Annotated in this window: 16 protein-coding genes; 10 read left to right on the top strand and 6 right to left on the bottom strand. The window is 73.3% G+C overall.

Annotated features, from left to right (window positions below):
• Positions 1–127: 127 nt before the first annotated feature.
• Positions 128–754, bottom strand: a complete 627-nt coding sequence (locus DZF91_RS09020) for a TetR/AcrR family transcriptional regulator (protein WP_117357012.1) — start codon at positions 752–754, stop codon at positions 128–130.
• Between the two features lie 155 nt (positions 755–909).
• On the opposite strand from DZF91_RS09020, the gene glpX reads away from it, so the two are divergent.
• Entirely contained in the window at positions 910–1944 is a 1035-nt protein-coding gene (gene glpX / locus DZF91_RS09015; protein ID WP_117357011.1) for a class II fructose-bisphosphatase, read from the top strand.
• 142 nt (positions 1945–2086) lie between these two features.
• Here the strand turns inward: glpX and DZF91_RS09010 are convergent, their stop codons facing one another.
• Both DZF91_RS09010 and DZF91_RS09005 read right to left on the bottom strand, forming a co-directional pair.
• Entirely contained in the window at positions 2087–2380 is a 294-nt protein-coding gene (locus DZF91_RS09010) for a hypothetical protein (RefSeq protein ID WP_117357010.1), read from the bottom strand.
• Positions 2381–2549: 169 nt separating this feature from the next.
• Positions 2550–2810, bottom strand: a complete 261-nt coding sequence (locus tag DZF91_RS09005) for a hypothetical protein (protein WP_117357009.1) — start codon at positions 2808–2810, stop codon at positions 2550–2552.
• A gap of 230 nt (positions 2811–3040) precedes the next feature.
• On the opposite strand from DZF91_RS09005, the gene DZF91_RS09000 reads away from it, so the two are divergent.
• The 5 genes from DZF91_RS09000 to DZF91_RS08980 all read left to right on the top strand — a co-directional run bounded on the left by DZF91_RS09000 (position 3041) and on the right by DZF91_RS08980 (position 6814).
• Positions 3041–3463, top strand: a complete 423-nt coding sequence (locus tag DZF91_RS09000) for a DUF4260 family protein (protein WP_117357008.1) — start codon at positions 3041–3043, stop codon at positions 3461–3463.
• Positions 3456–3995: a TetR/AcrR family transcriptional regulator gene (locus tag DZF91_RS08995; protein WP_117357007.1), complete on the top strand. Its 540-nt coding sequence runs from the start codon at positions 3456–3458 to the stop codon at positions 3993–3995. Before DZF91_RS09000 ends, DZF91_RS08995 begins: the two co-directional genes overlap by 8 nt.
• A gap of 95 nt (positions 3996–4090) precedes the next feature.
• Positions 4091–4618 carry a hypothetical protein gene (locus DZF91_RS08990; RefSeq protein WP_199486512.1) on the top strand — a complete coding sequence of 176 codons (528 nt, stop codon included), beginning with the start codon at positions 4091–4093 and terminating at the stop codon, positions 4616–4618.
• A 122-nt stretch (positions 4619–4740) separates the two neighbouring features.
• Positions 4741–5418, top strand: coding sequence for a TetR family transcriptional regulator (locus tag DZF91_RS39615; RefSeq protein ID WP_158587887.1), 678 nt, complete (start codon positions 4741–4743; stop codon positions 5416–5418).
• A 46-nt stretch (positions 5419–5464) separates the two neighbouring features.
• On the top strand, positions 5465–6814 hold the full coding sequence (locus DZF91_RS08980) for an SMI1/KNR4 family protein (RefSeq protein ID WP_117357015.1): 1350 nt from the start codon (positions 5465–5467) through the stop codon (positions 6812–6814).
• 36 nt (positions 6815–6850) lie between these two features.
• Here DZF91_RS08980 and DZF91_RS08975 read toward each other — a convergent pair whose 3' ends face one another.
• Positions 6851–7447 (bottom strand): DUF1707 SHOCT-like domain-containing protein, encoded by a 597-nt coding sequence (locus DZF91_RS08975; RefSeq protein ID WP_117357006.1) that lies wholly within the window; start codon positions 7445–7447, stop codon positions 6851–6853.
• Positions 7448–7639: 192 nt separating this feature from the next.
• Here DZF91_RS08975 and DZF91_RS08970 point away from each other — a divergent pair, with 192 nt between their 5' ends.
• A complete protein-coding gene (locus DZF91_RS08970; RefSeq protein WP_117357005.1) occupies positions 7640–8890 on the top strand; it encodes an MFS transporter in 1251 nt (416 codons plus the stop codon).
• Positions 8891–9023: 133 nt separating this feature from the next.
• On the opposite strand, the gene DZF91_RS08965 is transcribed toward DZF91_RS08970, so the two are convergent.
• Positions 9024–9254, bottom strand: a complete 231-nt coding sequence (locus tag DZF91_RS08965) for a hypothetical protein (protein ID WP_117357004.1) — start codon at positions 9252–9254, stop codon at positions 9024–9026.
• Between the two features lie 248 nt (positions 9255–9502).
• On the bottom strand, positions 9503–11317 hold the full coding sequence (locus DZF91_RS08960) for an aminotransferase-like domain-containing protein (RefSeq protein ID WP_235834179.1): 1815 nt from the start codon (positions 11315–11317) through the stop codon (positions 9503–9505).
• 71 nt (positions 11318–11388) lie between these two features.
• Between DZF91_RS08960 and DZF91_RS08950 the strand changes: the two genes are divergently transcribed.
• The 3 genes from DZF91_RS08950 to DZF91_RS08940 all read left to right on the top strand — a co-directional run.
• On the top strand, positions 11389–12504 hold the full coding sequence (locus DZF91_RS08950; RefSeq protein ID WP_199486511.1) for a DMT family transporter: 1116 nt from the start codon (positions 11389–11391) through the stop codon (positions 12502–12504).
• A 188-nt stretch (positions 12505–12692) separates the two neighbouring features.
• Positions 12693–14333, top strand: coding sequence for a fumarate hydratase (locus DZF91_RS08945; protein WP_117357003.1), 1641 nt, complete (start codon positions 12693–12695; stop codon positions 14331–14333).
• 530 nt (positions 14334–14863) lie between these two features.
• On the top strand, positions 14864–15695 hold an 832-nt coding region (locus DZF91_RS08940), incomplete at its 3' end, for a serine/threonine-protein kinase (RefSeq protein WP_147341066.1).

Genomic DNA, 15695 nt, shown 5'->3' with positions numbered 1-15695 from the left:
CCGGCCGCGCCGCCCGCCGGGCGTGCGGAGTCGGCCGCGTCGCCCTCGGGGCGGGGCCCGGACGGGCGCGGCTGCTCGGACGTCGTCGTCGGGGCGGGGCTCTCGTCGCTCACCCCTCCAGGATCCCCTACGGTCGGCGCTGCTCGGTACGGGGGTTCCGGATAGTGCCGACGATCGCCATGATGTCGTCGGCGAGCCGCCGCGACCCGTCGGCGTCGTCGCTCAGCGAGACCTCCGACACCGCGCCCGCCATCGCCCCGGTGAGGACGACGACCAGCGCCTCGTCCACGCCGCCGCCCTCGGTGTGGAACAGCGCGGCGTTGCGGCGGGCCCACTTGTTGAGCCGCTGCCGCATCACCCGGTCGAACCCGGGCGGGCCGTCGCCGGAGATGAACAGCCGGGACACGTCGCGCTCCTCGATGCAGCCGTCGAGGTAGGCGCCCGCGCCCGCGATGAACTGCCGCATCGGGTCGGACTCGCCCGCCTCCCGCACCGCGTTGATCGCCTTGCGGGTGCGCTCCTGCTGCCGGCCCTGGAACTCCTCGAACAGCGTGAGGTACAGGTCGGCCTTGCCGTTGAAGTGGTGGTAGAGGCTGCCGACGCTCGCCCCCGCCTTGGCGACGATGTCGGTGACCGCGGCCTGGGCGAACCCCGCGTCGCAGAACACGTCCCGCGCCGCCGCCAGCAGGGCTCCGCGCGTCGCCGCCCCCCGGTCCGAGGTGCGCGGCGGGGTCGTGTCGATGTCGCTGCTCATGACCCTAGAGGTTACGCCGGACGATCGCGGGAGACGATCCCTACCAACGCGTCCGCACGCTCCGGCGCCGTCCGCTCTGGTCTGGTCCAATTTGGAGCGCGGCGCGGGACCCCCGGAGAATCCGGGTGAGCCATCGACCGAAAGGGCGTCTCGCCATGTCCGACGACACCATCGTCTCCTCCCCTCTCGCCACCGAGCCCGAAGCTCCGGACCGGAACCTGGCTCTGGAGCTGGCGCGGGTGACCGAGGCCGCCGCGATGGCCGCCGCCCGCTGGGTCGGCAGGGGCGACAAGAACGGCGCCGACGGCGCGGCCGTGAACGCGATGCGGCAGCTGATCAACACCGTGTCCATGAGCGGCGTGGTCGTGATCGGCGAGGGCGAGAAGGACAACGCCCCGATGCTCTACAACGGCGAGCAGGTCGGGGACGGCTCCGGCGCGGAATGCGACGTCGCGGTGGACCCGGTGGACGGAACCCGGCTGACGGCGCTCGGCATGAACAACGCGATCGCCGTCCTCGCGGTCGCGCCGCGCGGGTCCATGTACGACCCGTCCGCCGTGTTCTACATGGAGAAGCTGGTCACCGGCGCGGAGGCGGCCGACGCGGTGGACATCGAGCGGCCCATCGCCGACAACATCCGCGCGGTGGCGCGCGCCAAGGGCTCCTCGGTGGACGACGTGACGGTCGTCATCCTGGACCGCCCGCGGCACGAGGGCATCGTCAAGGAGATCCGGGAGACCGGCGCGCGGATCAAGTTCATCCTGGACGGCGACGTCGCGGGCGCGATCATGGCCGCCCGCGAGGGCACCGGCGTGGACCTGCTGCTCGGCATCGGCGGCACCCCCGAGGGCATCATCGCGGCCTGCGCGATCAAGGCCCTGGGCGGCGTCCTGCAGGGCAAGCTGTGGCCGAAGGACGACGAGGAGCGGCAGAAGGCCATCGACGCCGGGCACGACCTCGACCGCGTCCTGACCACCGACGACCTCGTCTCGTCCGACGACGTCTTCTTCGCCGCCACCGGCATCACCGACGGCGAGCTGGTGGACGGCGTCCGCTACGGCAAGGGCCGCGCGCGCACCCACTCGCTGGTGATGCGGTCCCGCAGCGGCACGATCCGGACCATCCACAGCGAGCACCAGCTCAGCAAGCTGCGCGCCTACAGCGCGATCAACTTCGACTCCGCCGTCTGACCCGGCACCGCTCCCGTGAGCCCGGCGCGCCGCGTGCGCGCCGGGCTCATAGGCGTGGGGCATGGCGGGCGTGGGGCATGGGGCGTGGCGTGCGCACCACGCCCCGGACGCGGACGGCCGCCGCGGCGGAACCGGCTACCGGCTACCGGCACGCCTCGCTGAGCTTGTCCTGGTAGTAGGCGGGAAGGTCCTTGACCTGGCCGTCCTTGAACAGCGGGTAGATCAGGTCGTGCCGGGTCGCGTCCCGGAGGTCGGCGGGCATGCGGTTGGTGACCTGCTCGACGGTGAGCTCCTTGATGCTGTTCAGGTCGCACGACGCGACGGCGTGGGCGGGCACGGCGGCGTGGGCGGGTACGGCGGCGTGGGCGGGTACGGCGGCGAGGGCGCCCAGCGACAGTGCGAGGGCCGTCGCGGGGACCACGGCACGGACGTCCATCTCCAACTCCTCATCTCGGAAGAACAGATGGCGTCCACATCACTACCCAAGGTCGCCGATCGACTACCGGCAGTGACAATGATGTGCCGCCACGACGCCTCCCGACACGACCGAGGGGCGGACGCCGGCAGCGTCCGCCCCCCGCGCGGCCCTCATGGGGCCGCCGGCCTCACTTCCTCTTCTGGCACGCGGTCCGGAAGTCCGCCCTGACGCCGGCCGGGAGGGTACTCAGCTTCCGGTGCTTGAAGGAGTTGTAGAGCGGATGGCTCCTGAACCTCTGCTGCGTCGGCCGGCCCAGCTTCGAGACCGCCTGCTCGATGGTCATGTTCGCCTGGGTGAAGTCGCACGGCGCCGCCGCCTGGGCGGGCACGGCGACGGCACCCGCCGACAGCGCGCACGCCGCCGCGATGACCATGGCACGGACGTTCATCTCCACACTCCTCGGGGTCGGGAAGGTTGGCAACGTCCACCCAACTACCCAACGTCATTGATCGGCTACCTTACGCGACGGTTAGCACTTCGTCGCGGGGTCGCAGGGGCGCTGCCACCTCCACCGAGGCGGGCGTCCGCCGCGCACCCCGTCCCGGAGACGTCGCCCACTTGACGGCTAACGCCGTTAGCCGTAGTGTCTGTCTAACGGTGTTAGCCAAGGAGGCCGGGATGGTTCAGCCGGGTGTGGTGGCGAGCGGGTTCGCGCCGGCGGGACGGACGCCGCTCTGGTGGGCGGCGCGGGTCGGATGGGCGGCGCTCTGGCTCTTCTACGCCGCGTTCGCCGGGGTGGAGGTCTGGAACCACGGCGTGTTGGCGCTGGTCGCGACCGTCGCCTTCTTCGTCGCGCCGGACCTCGCGATGGCCATCGACGCCAAGAACGGCGGTCACGGGAGCCTCGGTCCGCGCGCCGTCCCCTTCTACAACGCCGCGCACCGGACGGCGGTCCCGCTCGCACTGGCCGTCGCCTACAGCGTCTCGCCGCTGGACGCCCCCGCCCTCTTCGCAGGACTCCTCGGCTGGCTCGGCCACATCGCCATGGACCGGACGTTCGGCTACGGGCTCCGCGCCACGGACGGATCGCGCCGTGGCTGACCGTCCCCGCGCGCGGCAGATCGTCGACGCGGCCCGCGAACTGCTGGAGACCGAGGGCGCGGACGCCCTGACCATGCGCCGCATCGCCGACCGGCTGGGCATCCGCGCGCCGTCCCTCTACAAGCACTTCCCCGACAAGCAGGCCGTCGAGGCGGAGCTGATCGCGCAGGGCCTCGCGGAAATGGCCGACGTCCAGGAGGCCGCGCTCGCCCGCGAAGCGGAACGGCCGCTCGCCCCCGAAGGGGAACGGCCCCTTGTCGCCCTCGGCGCGGCCTACCGCGCATACGCGCTGGCCCATCCGCACCTGTACCGGCTGATGACCGAGGGCCCGCTCCCCCGCCACCTCCTCCCGGACGGCCTGGAGCAGCGCGCCGCGCTCCCGCTGGTCAGGACCGTCCCGGACGAGCACCGTGCGCGCGCCGTCTGGGCGTTCGCGCACGGCATGGTCACCCTGGAGATGGACGGCCGGTTCCCGCCGGGCGCCGATCTCGACCGGGCCTGGCAGGTCGGCCTAGCCGCCCTCGCCGACTGACCGGACGGAGACGGCAGGGGCGGCAGGGCGCCACCGCCGGACCCTCCCCGTCGTGTCTCGGCAGGTCAGCGGCGCGGACATGCCACGATCGCCGGGTGGACGAGCCGGAGCGGACCAGCCCCGACCCCGAGGCGGAGCTGCGCGTCGAGGTCGCGACCGAGCGCCTCAAGGAACGCATCTACGCGACCATCACCATGATCGCGGTCACCGCCGGGCTCGCCCTCAGCGGCCACACCGGCCCGGCCGGGGCGGCGCTGTCGGTGACCGGCACCGCCGCCGGGCTCTGGCTCGCCACGCTCGTCTCGGACGGCCAGGCGCACATGACCGTCCACGGCTCCCGTCCCGACCGGCGCGGGATCCTGCGCTCGCTCTACATCACCAGCCCCCTCCTCCTCTCGGCGGTGAGCCCACTGCTGCTCATCGGCGTCTCTGCCATGGGCCTGATGGCACCGCGGACGGCCCTGCTGACCGCCGTCGCCCTGGACGTGCTGTCCCTCTTCATCTGGGGATACGTGAGCGGGCGCCGGATGGGCGGCCGTCCGGCCGTCGCGCTGGTGGCGGGCGTCCTCGACCTCCTGATCGGCGGCGCCGTCGTCGCCGTCAAACTGCTCGCAGGCCACTGACGCGCGCCCCCGCCGCAGGGCACGCCGCCGGGCGCGACGCCGGATCCGTCGGCGAGAGCCGGGGCGCTAATGAGGCTCAGTCCCTTTTAGCACCCGCCACCGGCCGGTATACGGTGAGGCGCATGACCTCTGCGAAGGCGCGGGCGGGCGAGGACGCGATGCGGGCGCTGCCGCTGCGCGAGCGGAAGAAGCTGCGGACGCGGCGGGCGCTCGCCGAGACGGCGCTGCGGATGTTCACCGAGCGCGGCTTCGACGCGGTCACGCTCGAAGAGCTCGTGGACGCCGTCGAGGTCTCCAAGAGCACGTTCTTCCGGACCTTCCCCGCCAAGGAGGCGGCGGCGGTCGAGGCCGAGGAGGAGCTGTGGACGGCCTTCCTGACGGCCGTCCGCACCCCCGGCGACCTCCCCGAACGACGCGACCTCCCCTCAGGACGCGCGGTCGACGCCCTCCAGGCCGTCCTGGTCCAGGTCGTGACCGGTCTCGGGCCGGAGTGGGGTGGGCGGTACAGGGCGACGCGGCGGCTCGTGGTGACCGCGCCGTCCCTGCTGGCGTACGCGGCGAGCCACCGGCACGGCGTCGAGCAGGAGCTCACGGGACTGCTCGGCGGCCGGCTCGAGCTGCCGGACGACGACCTCCGGCCGCAGGTCCTCGCGCAGCTCACCACGACCGCGTGGAGCGTGGCCGCGCGCGGCTGGGTCTTCTCCGACGCCCCGTTCGGCGACCTGCTGGACCGCGTCGGGCGGGCGTTCGCGGCGATCTCCGGCAGCCTGGAGCTGGAACTGCCCGGAATGTCGGGCTGACCGGGCACAATCGGCCCTCCACGTGATCATCGGCACCGGAGGCCCCATGCCCGCGCTCGAAGACTTCGCCACCTGGGAACCCCTGCTGCGGCTCGTCCGCGACGGTCTGGGCGCCGACGGGAGCGGCCGGGCCTCCGGGTTCGTCGGCCAGGGGAGCTGGAGCGTGCCGGTGCCGCGCCCGGCGCCCGTCCCCGGCCGGGCGGCCCAGGTCAGCGACATGCAGGCGGAGTGGGACGCGGTCGAACTGCTCCGCGACTCGCTCGGCGATCTCGACGGTGTCTCGTTCGTCGCCGACATCGAGCCGGACGGACGCACCACACTCCACCTCATCAAGACCGGTCCGGCCGCCGACCACGCCGTCGGGAGCGCCTCGCCGGGCGAGCTCGTGTTCGTGGAGGGAGCCGTCCCGGAGCCGTGGCGCCGCCTTCCCGAGCCGTCCCCGGGGGCGGTGCCCGCCCCGACGGCCGACGCGGAGTTGCTGGAGCGGACGCTTCGCGAGCGCCTTCCCGCCGCGATCGGCGCTACGGACGAGGAGATCGCCGCCGCCGAAACCCGGCTCGGCGTCGCGCTCCCCGCCGAGCTCAAGGCCCTGTACCGCGTCACCCGCGCCGTTTCCGCCGACCTGAACGGCGACTACGCGGCGATGAGCGAGTTCGCCGCGGCCGTCCGCTGCGAACTCTTCCCGCTCGACGAGCTGTACATCGCGGACGCGGCGTCCCGGCCCGCACCGTGGCGGTTCGCGGCGGGCGAGGCGGTCGTCACGCGTCCGGACGACGCCGTGCAGGGCGTGGTCGGCTCACCCGGCTGGATCGCGTTCGGCGACAACGGCGGCGGCGACCGCTACGCCCTCGACCTGACGCCCGGCCCCCGGGGCCACCTCGGGCAGGTCGTCCTGCTCAGCCACGAGGAGGGCATCGGCGCCGAGCTCATCGCCGACTCGCTCACCGACATGATCGTCCACGACCGGGAGAGCGCGTGGCGGCCGTCCGGCGAGCCGTCCCGGGCCGTCGCGCACGTGAACGTCGTGAGCCTGCCGAGCATCGAGGCCGCCGCCCACCCGGAGCTGGAGGTCCTGCACCTCGGCGTCTGGGAGGACGAGCCTATGAGCCTCGCGCCGGTCTTCGGCTGCCCCCGCCTGCGCACGCTGACCGCGTACGCGGGAACGCTCGCCGACCCGCTGGAGATCGAGCGGCTGGAGCACCTGGAGTACCTCGCGCTCGCCCCGGACGACTGGCGCGTCCTGCTCGACGCGGACGCCGTCCCCCGGACCCTTCTCGCGGCCGGCTTCGAGGGCTACCAGCACGATCCGCTGGAGCTGAAGTCCCTCGCGAACGAACTGCTCGCCCAACGCCAACGGCCCCAGATCACCGAGACCGTCCTCGAAGGCGTGCTGTAGCCGCGGGCAGGAAGAGCGCGGGCGGGAAGAGCGCGCTCAGGGGCGGCGGCGTGGGAGGCGGGCTCGGGCCCGGTCGCGGAGGGTGCGCTTCGGGGCTCGCGCGGAGATCGAGCCGAAGATCAGCGTGCCGCCGACCTCCACGGTCGGGCCGTCCTGCTCGGGGCGGGTGCGCAGGTCGCGGGCGGTGAGCGCGGAGCGGCCGGTGACCGTCACGTGCACGCCGTCCGGGACGAGCAGCCGGACGCGCCCGGCGACCAGCAGCGAGTCGAGGACGATGTGGCGGCGCTGGAGCACCGCCTCGCGCAGGTCGAGCTCGACCGTGCCGAAGAGCGCGACCAGCGGCAGCCGCACCGGGACCACCCAGCGGCCCTCGCGGCGCGTCCGGCCGAAGACCACCGAGACGGGGCGGTCGTCCACCAGGATCGGCTGCGACTCCTCGGGGGCCAGGTCGGTGGTGAGGCCGGTCAGCTCCCCCAGGGTGCGGGCGGCGTAGGCGGCGGCGGTGCGCTCGGCGTGCTCCTCCAACGTGATCCGCCCGTCGGCGAGCGCCTCGCCGAGGACCGCGGCCACGCGCTCGCGGTCGGCGTCGGACGCGCGGAGGTCGCGCACGCGCGGCGGTCGGCTGCTGTCCACGCCGCCAGCGTATCCGGCGCCCGCCGCCGTGCCGCCTCCCCCGCGCGGAGCGGTTCGGCGGGCTGTGGCCGAAGAGCAACCTTTTCGCTATGTTCGCGAGCGTTGACCCGCTAGCGTCGCGCTCTCTACCCTCATCTGAAATTCTTTCATGTTTTTCGGCCGGCCGGTTCGCGCGGTTGGGAAGGGGCGGAGATGTCAACGGAAGCCGCCGCGGCGGGAGCCGTCAGCGGCCGGGACCGGCGGGCCCGGCTCGCCGCGTACGCCGCGTTCGCCGTCCAGGGCCTGTGCTTCGCCACCCTGGTGGGACGGGTCAACCAGCTGCGCGACGCGCACCACATGACCGACGACCAGATCAACATCCTGGTGCTGTGCGTCCCGATCATCGCCGGGGTGGGCAGCGCGGTCGCCGCGCCGCTGATGGGCCGGTTCGGCAGCGGACCGGTGCTGCGGATCTCGCAGCCGCTGGTCTGCCTGTCCGTCCTCGCCGTCGGCCTCACCGGCGACGCCAACCTGCCGCTCTACCTCCTGATCGGGTTCTTCGGTCTGGCCGTCGGCGCGGTGGACGCGTCGATGAACGCCCAGGCCGTCCGGGCCGAGCGCGCGTACGGCGTCAGCATCCTCACCGGCTTCCACGCCCTGTGGAGCGCGGCGGCCGGCCTCGGCGCCGTGTGGGCGTGGGCGGCCAACCAGTACGTCTTCCCGGACTCGCTGACCAAGTCGCTCGCGGTGGGGTTCGCGATCCCGGCCGTGCTCGGCGTCGCGGTGTCCGCCGCGACCGGCACGCGCCTGTACCGCCGGGCGGACGAGGCGGTCGGCGTCGCCGCGGACGCCGTGAGGTCGGCCGCCAAGCAGGTGCCGTGGCGGCCCGTGCTGGTCATCGGGATCGCGATGGCCTGCTTCTACATCGCCGACTCGATGCTGTCGAACTTCGGCACCCTGTTCTTCGACAAGGACCTGCACGACAAGTCCGTCGCGCCGCTCGGCCTCGCCGCCTACCAGGTGATGATGGTCGCCAGCCGCTCCGTCGCCGACTTCGGCGTCCGCCGGTTCGGCGCGACCCGGGTCGTCCGGACGGGCACGCTCGTGGGCGCGCTCGGCCTCGTCCTGGTGCTCGTCGCGCAGAACGCCCCGATGGCCATCGCCGGTTTCGCCGTCACCGGGCTCGGCCTGTGCGTGGTCGCCCCGATCTCGTTCTCGGCGGCGGGCAAGGTGGACGGCAGCGGACTCGGCATCGCGGTCGCGCGCGTCAACATCTTCAACTACGTCGGGTTCGTGGTCGGCGCGCTGATCGTCCTGATCGTCCAGCCGATGTCGAGCTACCAGGCCAGCTACGCCGTCCCGGCGGTGCTGACGCTCGTGACCATCGCGCTGGCCCGGGGCTTCCAGCCGGCCGAGCGCCCCGGCACGCCCGCGCCCGTGGCGGCCGAGCGCCCGGTCGCCTGAACCTTCCCGGCCGGGAGTTCCCGGTCGGGAGTCCTCTGTCGGGCCTTTCCGGGCAGTCGGGACCGACTCTTGTCCGGCCCGCGTCCGCCGCGCGCAATCCCCGCTCTGTGCGCGGCGGACGCCGCCGGGGTGGTCAGTCCTCGCTGACGGCCATGACCGCCTTCTCGCCCTCCAGGCGGGCTTCGTCCGCGGACATGTCCATCGTGGCGCGTTCGAGGGCGGTGATCGTGGCGTCGATCGCGGCGCGGGCGGTGACCGCGTTCTCCTGCGCGCGGTCGAGGTCGCCGAGGCCGATCAGGTCGAACGACACCTGTGCGTCGTGGACGGCCATTTTCAGCTGCCGCGCGGCCTCGTCCAGAGACATCCGAACCTCCTCGTGAAGGGAACCCCGTTACTACCCGCGCACCCGGTCCATAACCGTCCTGCCAGCAGGATCACACCCGTCCGGGATCACCCGCCGTATCCCTACAAGATCGCCTACCTCGGCTTTCGACCGGTGTCGTCCGGCTTGCCGCGGCGTTCCGAATCCCGGCGGCACCGCGTCCGAAACGAATTCCGGACCCATTCTCGTGCCGTTCTGGTGCGCGTTTTCGGCCCGCAGGCCGGGTGCGATCAGGAGCGGGCGCGGGTGATGGCGGCGGCCAGGATCCGAGCGGCCTCGCGCAGGCCGCACTCGGTGAGCGCCGCGTAGCCGAGGACGAGCGCGGGACGGCCCTGTTCCCGGTTCCACATCCCCCTCGCGCCGCAGACACGCACCCCTGACTCGGCGGCCACCTCGACCACGGCGGTCTCGGACGTCCCCGGAGGCAGCTCCAGATACAGGTGGACGCCCGCGGAGATCCCCCGGACGACGGCGTCCGGGACGTGCGCGGCGAGGGCCTCGACGAGCGCGTCCCGCCTCCCCCGGTAGCGGCGGCGCATCGCCCTGAGGTGCCGGTCGTACGCCCCGTCCGCCAGCAGCCGCGCGAAGGCGTGCTGGTCCAGGACGGGTCCGCCGAGGTCGCTCAGCTCCCGGTGTCCGCGCAGGTCGGCGGCCATCCACGGGGGCGCGACCGCCCACCCGAGCCGCATCCCGGGGGCGAGCGCCTTGCTGACCGAGCCCAGCAGGACGGTCCGCCCGGGCGCGATCCCCTGCAGGCAGCCGACCGGCTCGCAGTCGTACCGGAACTCGGCGTCGTAGTCGTCCTCGATGATCAGCGCGCCGGTGGCGCGGGCCCAGTCCACCAGGGCCGCGCGGCGCTCGCAGGCCAGCACGACGCCGGTCGGGTACTGGTGCGCGGGGGTGACCAGGACGGCGGACGCGCCGGTGCGGGCCAGCGCCGCGACGTCCAGGCCGCCGTCGTCCACCGGCACCCGGACGATCCGGGCGCCGGTCGCGGCGAGCATCGGGAGCTGGCGGTCGCTGGTCGGATCCTCCACCGCGAGGGTCGTCCGGCCGGAGGCGACCAGCGACCGGACGGCCGAGGACAGCCCGAGCGCGACCCCGTTCATGATCACGACCTGCCCGGCCTCCGCGTGCGCCGCCCGGACCCGTCCGAGGTACGCCGCGAGCTCGGCCCGCAGCTCCGCGACACCGCCCGGATCGGGATACGTCAGGGCGTGGTGCGGGACGGCCTGCAGCGCCGCCCGATAGGCCGCCAACCAGCGCGAACGCGGAAACGCCGACAGGTCGGGGCGGCCGGGCGTCAGATCGAACCGCACGGGCGGCGGAGGCGTCCGCTGCCGACCGCTGGGGCGGAGGGGGGCGGCGGCCGATGTGTGGGGCCGTCGCCCGGTCGGGGCGAGGGTCGCGGCGCGGTTCGCGGCCTGGTTCTGGCTGCGGCTGGTTCCGGCCTGTACTCGACGCTCCGGCTCGCCGGGGCGCGTGAGCGCAGTCGGGCGTGCGGCGGGCGCGAGGCTGTCGGCGTCGGGGGTCGCGGGCCAGGGGGCCGCGCCGAGAGGTTCGGTTCGGTCCTCGCGATCGACGGCTCTCGGCGGGACGGCCTGCCCGGCCGCCCCCCGCTCGCCTGACAACGCGTCGTCCAACTCGGGACCTGGGCCGTGCACGCCCGGCGCGAGGCCTGGAGCGGGCACGCCCCGCGTGAGGCCGGGGGCGGGTACGCCCAGCGTGAGGCCGTGGGCGGGCGCGCCCGGCGCGAAGCGTGGGGCGGGCACGCCGGGCGCGAGGCCGGAGACCGGGAGCGCGTGGGGGGCGACGCGTGTTCCGTCGCCCCGGCGCGCCACGAGGAAGCCCTCCGCGACCAGCTGCTCGTACGCGGTGACGACCACCCCGCGAGAAACGCCCAGGTCACGGGCGAGGTCACGGCTGGACGGCAGGCGCGTGCCCGCGACGAGCCGTCCGGTCCGGATCGCGTTCCGGCACTCCGCCGCAAGCTGCGCCGCCAGGTGCCCGGCCGAGCGGTCGAGGCTGAGATGCAGGTCCGTCACGGGTTGGTCCTCTGAATGACTGCCGGATTGGTCCTGTTTCGAGGACCAATGCGCTCCTAGCGTTCCATGCCATGAACACTCCGGCCAACACCGGCGACATCGCGCGCGCCGCGATCGCGATGTCCTTCGTCGGGTCGCTCACCGCCGTGTCCGCCACGATCGCGGACTACCCCGTCTTCGGCGGGCAGGCCGTCCGGTACGCGGGCGCGGCGGCGATCCTGTTCGGCGTCGCCGGCCTGCGCGACCGCCGCGCCTCCCGGCGGTCCGGCCACGACGCCCGCGACGTCCGCGGGGAGGACGACCCGCGTCCCGGTGTCGGGCGGGCGCGGACGTCCGTCCGGCCCACGCCGCGCGACCTCCTCTTCCTGGTGGCGCTCGCCGCGACCGGGCTGGCGGCGTTCAACGTGTGCATCGTCTACGCCACCGAGGACACCAGCCCCGCGACCATCGGGACGGTGGTCGCGACCGTCCCGATCGTGCTGGCGCTGCTCGGGCCGCTGCTGTCCGGGAAGCGGCCGAGCCTGATGACCGTGCTCGCCGCGTGCGTCGTGACGGCGGGGGCCGGGCTGGCGAACGGGCTCGGCGGCGGGACGGTCCGGGGGCTGCTGCTGTCCCTGGGGGCGCTCGGCGGGGAGATCTGCTTCTCGCTGCTCGCCGTGCCCGTCCTGCCCCGGCTGGGAGCGATCCGGACGTCCGCGTGGTCGGCGGCGCTCGCCTGCCCGATGCTGCTGGTCACCGGGCTGGTCACGGACGGACGGCACGTCCTGCGCGTGCCCACCCTCGCCGAGTTCTCCGGCTTGCTCTACCTCACGGTGGTCGTGACCTGCGCCGCCTTCCTGCTCTGGTACGACGCGCTGAGCCGCATGGGGGCCGACCGGGCGGGCCTGTTCGCCGGGATGATCCCCGTGAGCGCCGTGCTGACGACGATGATGCTCGGCATCGCGACGCCCGGCCCGGCCGAGGTGACCGGAGCCGCGCTGGTGGCGGCCGGGGTCGTCCTCGGCCTGCGGTCCACCGCGCCGCGCCTGCCGGGATGGGCGCGGACCCGGCGGGCTCGCGGCGGTGAAGGCGGAGCAGCGCGGGACCTCGTGCCGACGGCGGTCGCCGCGCGAGAGGGAAAGGCGCCGGAGAAGCAGGCCGTCCCGCAGAGCGAGCCCCTGCGGGAGGCGACCGGCTGCGGCGCATAGCCCGAGCAGCCCGGCACGGCGGGCGGCTGCGGAGCGTAGGCCGAGGGCCTGGGACAGCGATCGGCTGCGGCGCGTAGGCCGAGAGGCCTCGGAGGGCGAGCGGCGGCGGCACTCCGGGCCTGGGGCTCGGGCGAACAGGTCGTACCCTGTAGGGCGGCCCCCATCCGGATACCTCCTGAGGATCTTCGATGCCTGAGTTCTCCTACACCGACCTGCTGCCGACCGGTCCGGACGAGACCGAGTACCGGCTGCTGACCACGGACGGCGTCTCGACGTTCGAGGCCGGCGGCCGGACGTTCCTCCAGGTCGAGCCGGAGGCTCTGCGGCTGCTCACCGAGACCGCCATGCGCGACATCGCGCACCTGCTGCGGCCCGCGCACCTGGCGCAGCTCCGCAAGATCCTCGATGACCCGGAGGCCTCCCCCAACGACCGGTTCGTAGCGCTGGACCTGCTGAAGAACGCGGGCATCGCGTCCGGCGGCGTCCTGCCCATGTGCCAGGACACCGGCACCGCGATCGTGATGGGCAAGCGCGGCCAGCACGTCCTGACGTCCGGACGGGACGAGGAGGCCATCTCCCGCGGCGTGTACGACGCCTACACCAAGCTGAACCTGCGCTACTCGCAGATGGCGCCGGTCACCATGTGGGACGAGAAGAACACCGGCAACAACCTCCCCGCGCAGATCGAGCTGTACGCGACGGACGGCGACGCCTACAAGTTCCTGTTCATGGCCAAGGGCGGCGGCAGCGCCAACAAGTCGTTCCTGTTCCAGGAGACCAAGGCCGTCCTGAACCCCAAGCGGATGATGTCCTTCCTGGAGGAGAAGATCCGCTCGCTCGGCACCGCCGCGTGCCCGCCGTACCACCTGGCGATCGTCGTGGGCGGCACGTCCGCCGAGTACGCCCTGAAGACCGCCAAGTACGCGTCCGCGCACTACCTGGACGCCATGCCCACCGAGGGTTCGCCGCTCGGCCACGGCTTCCGGGACGTCGAGCTGGAGCAGCAGGTGTTCGAGCTGACCCAGAAGCTCGGCATCGGCGCGCAGTTCGGCGGCAAGTACTTCTGCCACGACGTCCGCGTCATCAGGCTGCCGCGGCACGGCGCGTCCTGCCCGGTCGCGATCGCCGTGTCGTGCAGCGCCGACCGGCAGGCCCTCGGCAAGATCACCGCGGAGGGCGTGTTCCTGGAGAAGCTGGAGACCGACCCGGCCCGCTACCTTCCGGAGACCACCGACGAGCACCTGTCGGACGACGTCGTCCGGATCGACCTGAACCGTCCGATGGACGAGATCCGCGCCGAGCTGACCAAGTACCCCGTCAAGACACGGCTGTCGCTCACCGGCCCGCTCGTCGTGGCCCGCGACATCGCGCACGCCAAGATCAAGGAGCGGCTGGACGCCGGCGAGCCGATGCCGCAGTACCTGCGCGACCACGCCGTCTACTACGCGGGCCCCGCCAAGACCCCCGAGGGCTACGCGTCCGGCTCGTTCGGCCCCACCACCGCGGGCCGCATGGACTCCTACGTCGAGCAGTTCCAGGCCGCGGGCGGCTCCCTCGTCATGCTCGCCAAGGGCAACCGGTCCCAGCAGGTCACCGACGCCTGCGCCGCGCACGGCGGCTTCTACCTCGGCTCCATCGGCGGCCCCGCCGCCCGCCTCGCCCAGGACTGCATCAAGAAGGTCGAGGTCCTGGAGTACCCGGAACTCGGCATGGAGGCCGTCTGGAAGATCGAGGTCGAGGACTTCCCGGCCTTCATCGTCGTGGACGACAAGGGCGAGGACTTCTTCGCCGACACCACCGGCCCCGTCCTCACCATCGGGCGGCGTTGATATTTGAGCCCCCGGCTCCGAGGGCTCGCCTGGCGGCTCGCCCTCGGCCCGGAGACTCGGGCGAGCGCGGTCGGGCGAGCGCGGCATCGCTTCGCGATCGACCGCGCGAGGGGCTCGCCTCCGGCGTCGCCCCTCGCGCGGTCGGTAACGCGCTCGGCGGGCTGAGCGCTCCCCCTCCGGAGACCGTCCCCCTGAGGGCCCGCCTTCGGCGTTGGCCCTCGCGCGGGTGGCGGCTCGCTCGCGCTAGCTGACTGGTCCTCTCTACGCGGGGCTGCCTGATTTCTCGGGTTTGTTCTTGGCCTGTTCTCCGTGCCGGCGGCGACTCGCCGGGGCGGGTGGGGGTGGAGGGGTTTTCGGGGGCTGAGTGGGGGTTGTTTCGCGGCGGTCTGGGGGTTTCCGCGGGGGTGATCTCGGGACGCGCTGGGACGGGACGGGTCTAAGGTGACGGACCGGATACATTCGGCGGAAAATCCAAGTTGGTGCTGAGGTGTGGCCGCTCGGAACCTGGTCACTCCGGTATCTTTTCCGCCATGTCTCAGTCAGAGCGCCTCGTGCTGGCGACGCGCTACCGGCTGGTCTCGGAAATCGGTCAAGGCGCCAACGGAACCGTCTGGAGAGGCCACGACGACCTCCTCGATCGCGCGGTGGCGATCAAGGAGCTGCGGCTGCCCGCGGACCTCTCCGAGGACGACCGGGTGGTGTTCTACCGGCGGACGCTGCGCGAGGCGCGCGCCCCGGCGCAGTTGCGCTCGACGTCGATCGTCGAGGTCTACGACGTGGTCATCGAGCAGGGCCGCCCGTGGATCGTGATGGAGCTGATCGAGTCCCCCAGCCTGGAGGACCTGATCGAGCGCGACGGGCCGCTCCCGCCCGAGCGCGTGGCGCACATCGGGCGCCAGCTCCTCACCGCGCTCGACGAGGCGCACCGGTCGGGCATCGTGCACCGCGACCTCAAGCCGTCCAACGTGCTGCTGGACGGCGACCGGGTGGTGCTGACCGACTTCGGCCTGGCGTTCTCGTCGGGTTCGGTGAAGCTCACCAAGACCGGTCACTTCATGGGGTCCCCCGCCTACGTCGCCCCCGAGGTGGCCGCCGGGGAGAAGGCCACGCCCCGCTCCGACCTGTGGTCCCTCGGCGCGACGCTGTACGCGGCGGTCGAGGGCAAGCCGCCGTTCGAGCGCGAGAACGTGATGGCGACGCTCAGCGCGCTCGCGAACGAGCCCGCGCCGCCGCCGCTGCGCGCCGGGCCGCTGGCGCCGGTGATCGACGGCCTGCTCGTGAAGAACCCGACGCGCAGGCTCACCCACGCCCGCGCCGCCGACCGGCTGGACCGCGCCCTCAACGGGCCGCGCTCGGCCCGCC

The sequence above is a fragment of the Actinomadura logoneensis genome, assembly GCF_003428695.1.
GTDB lineage: Bacteria > Actinomycetota > Actinomycetes > Streptosporangiales > Streptosporangiaceae > Spirillospora > Spirillospora logoneensis.
Note: the sequence above shows the minus strand (reverse complement) of the source record. Positions and strands in the feature narration are given on the sequence as shown.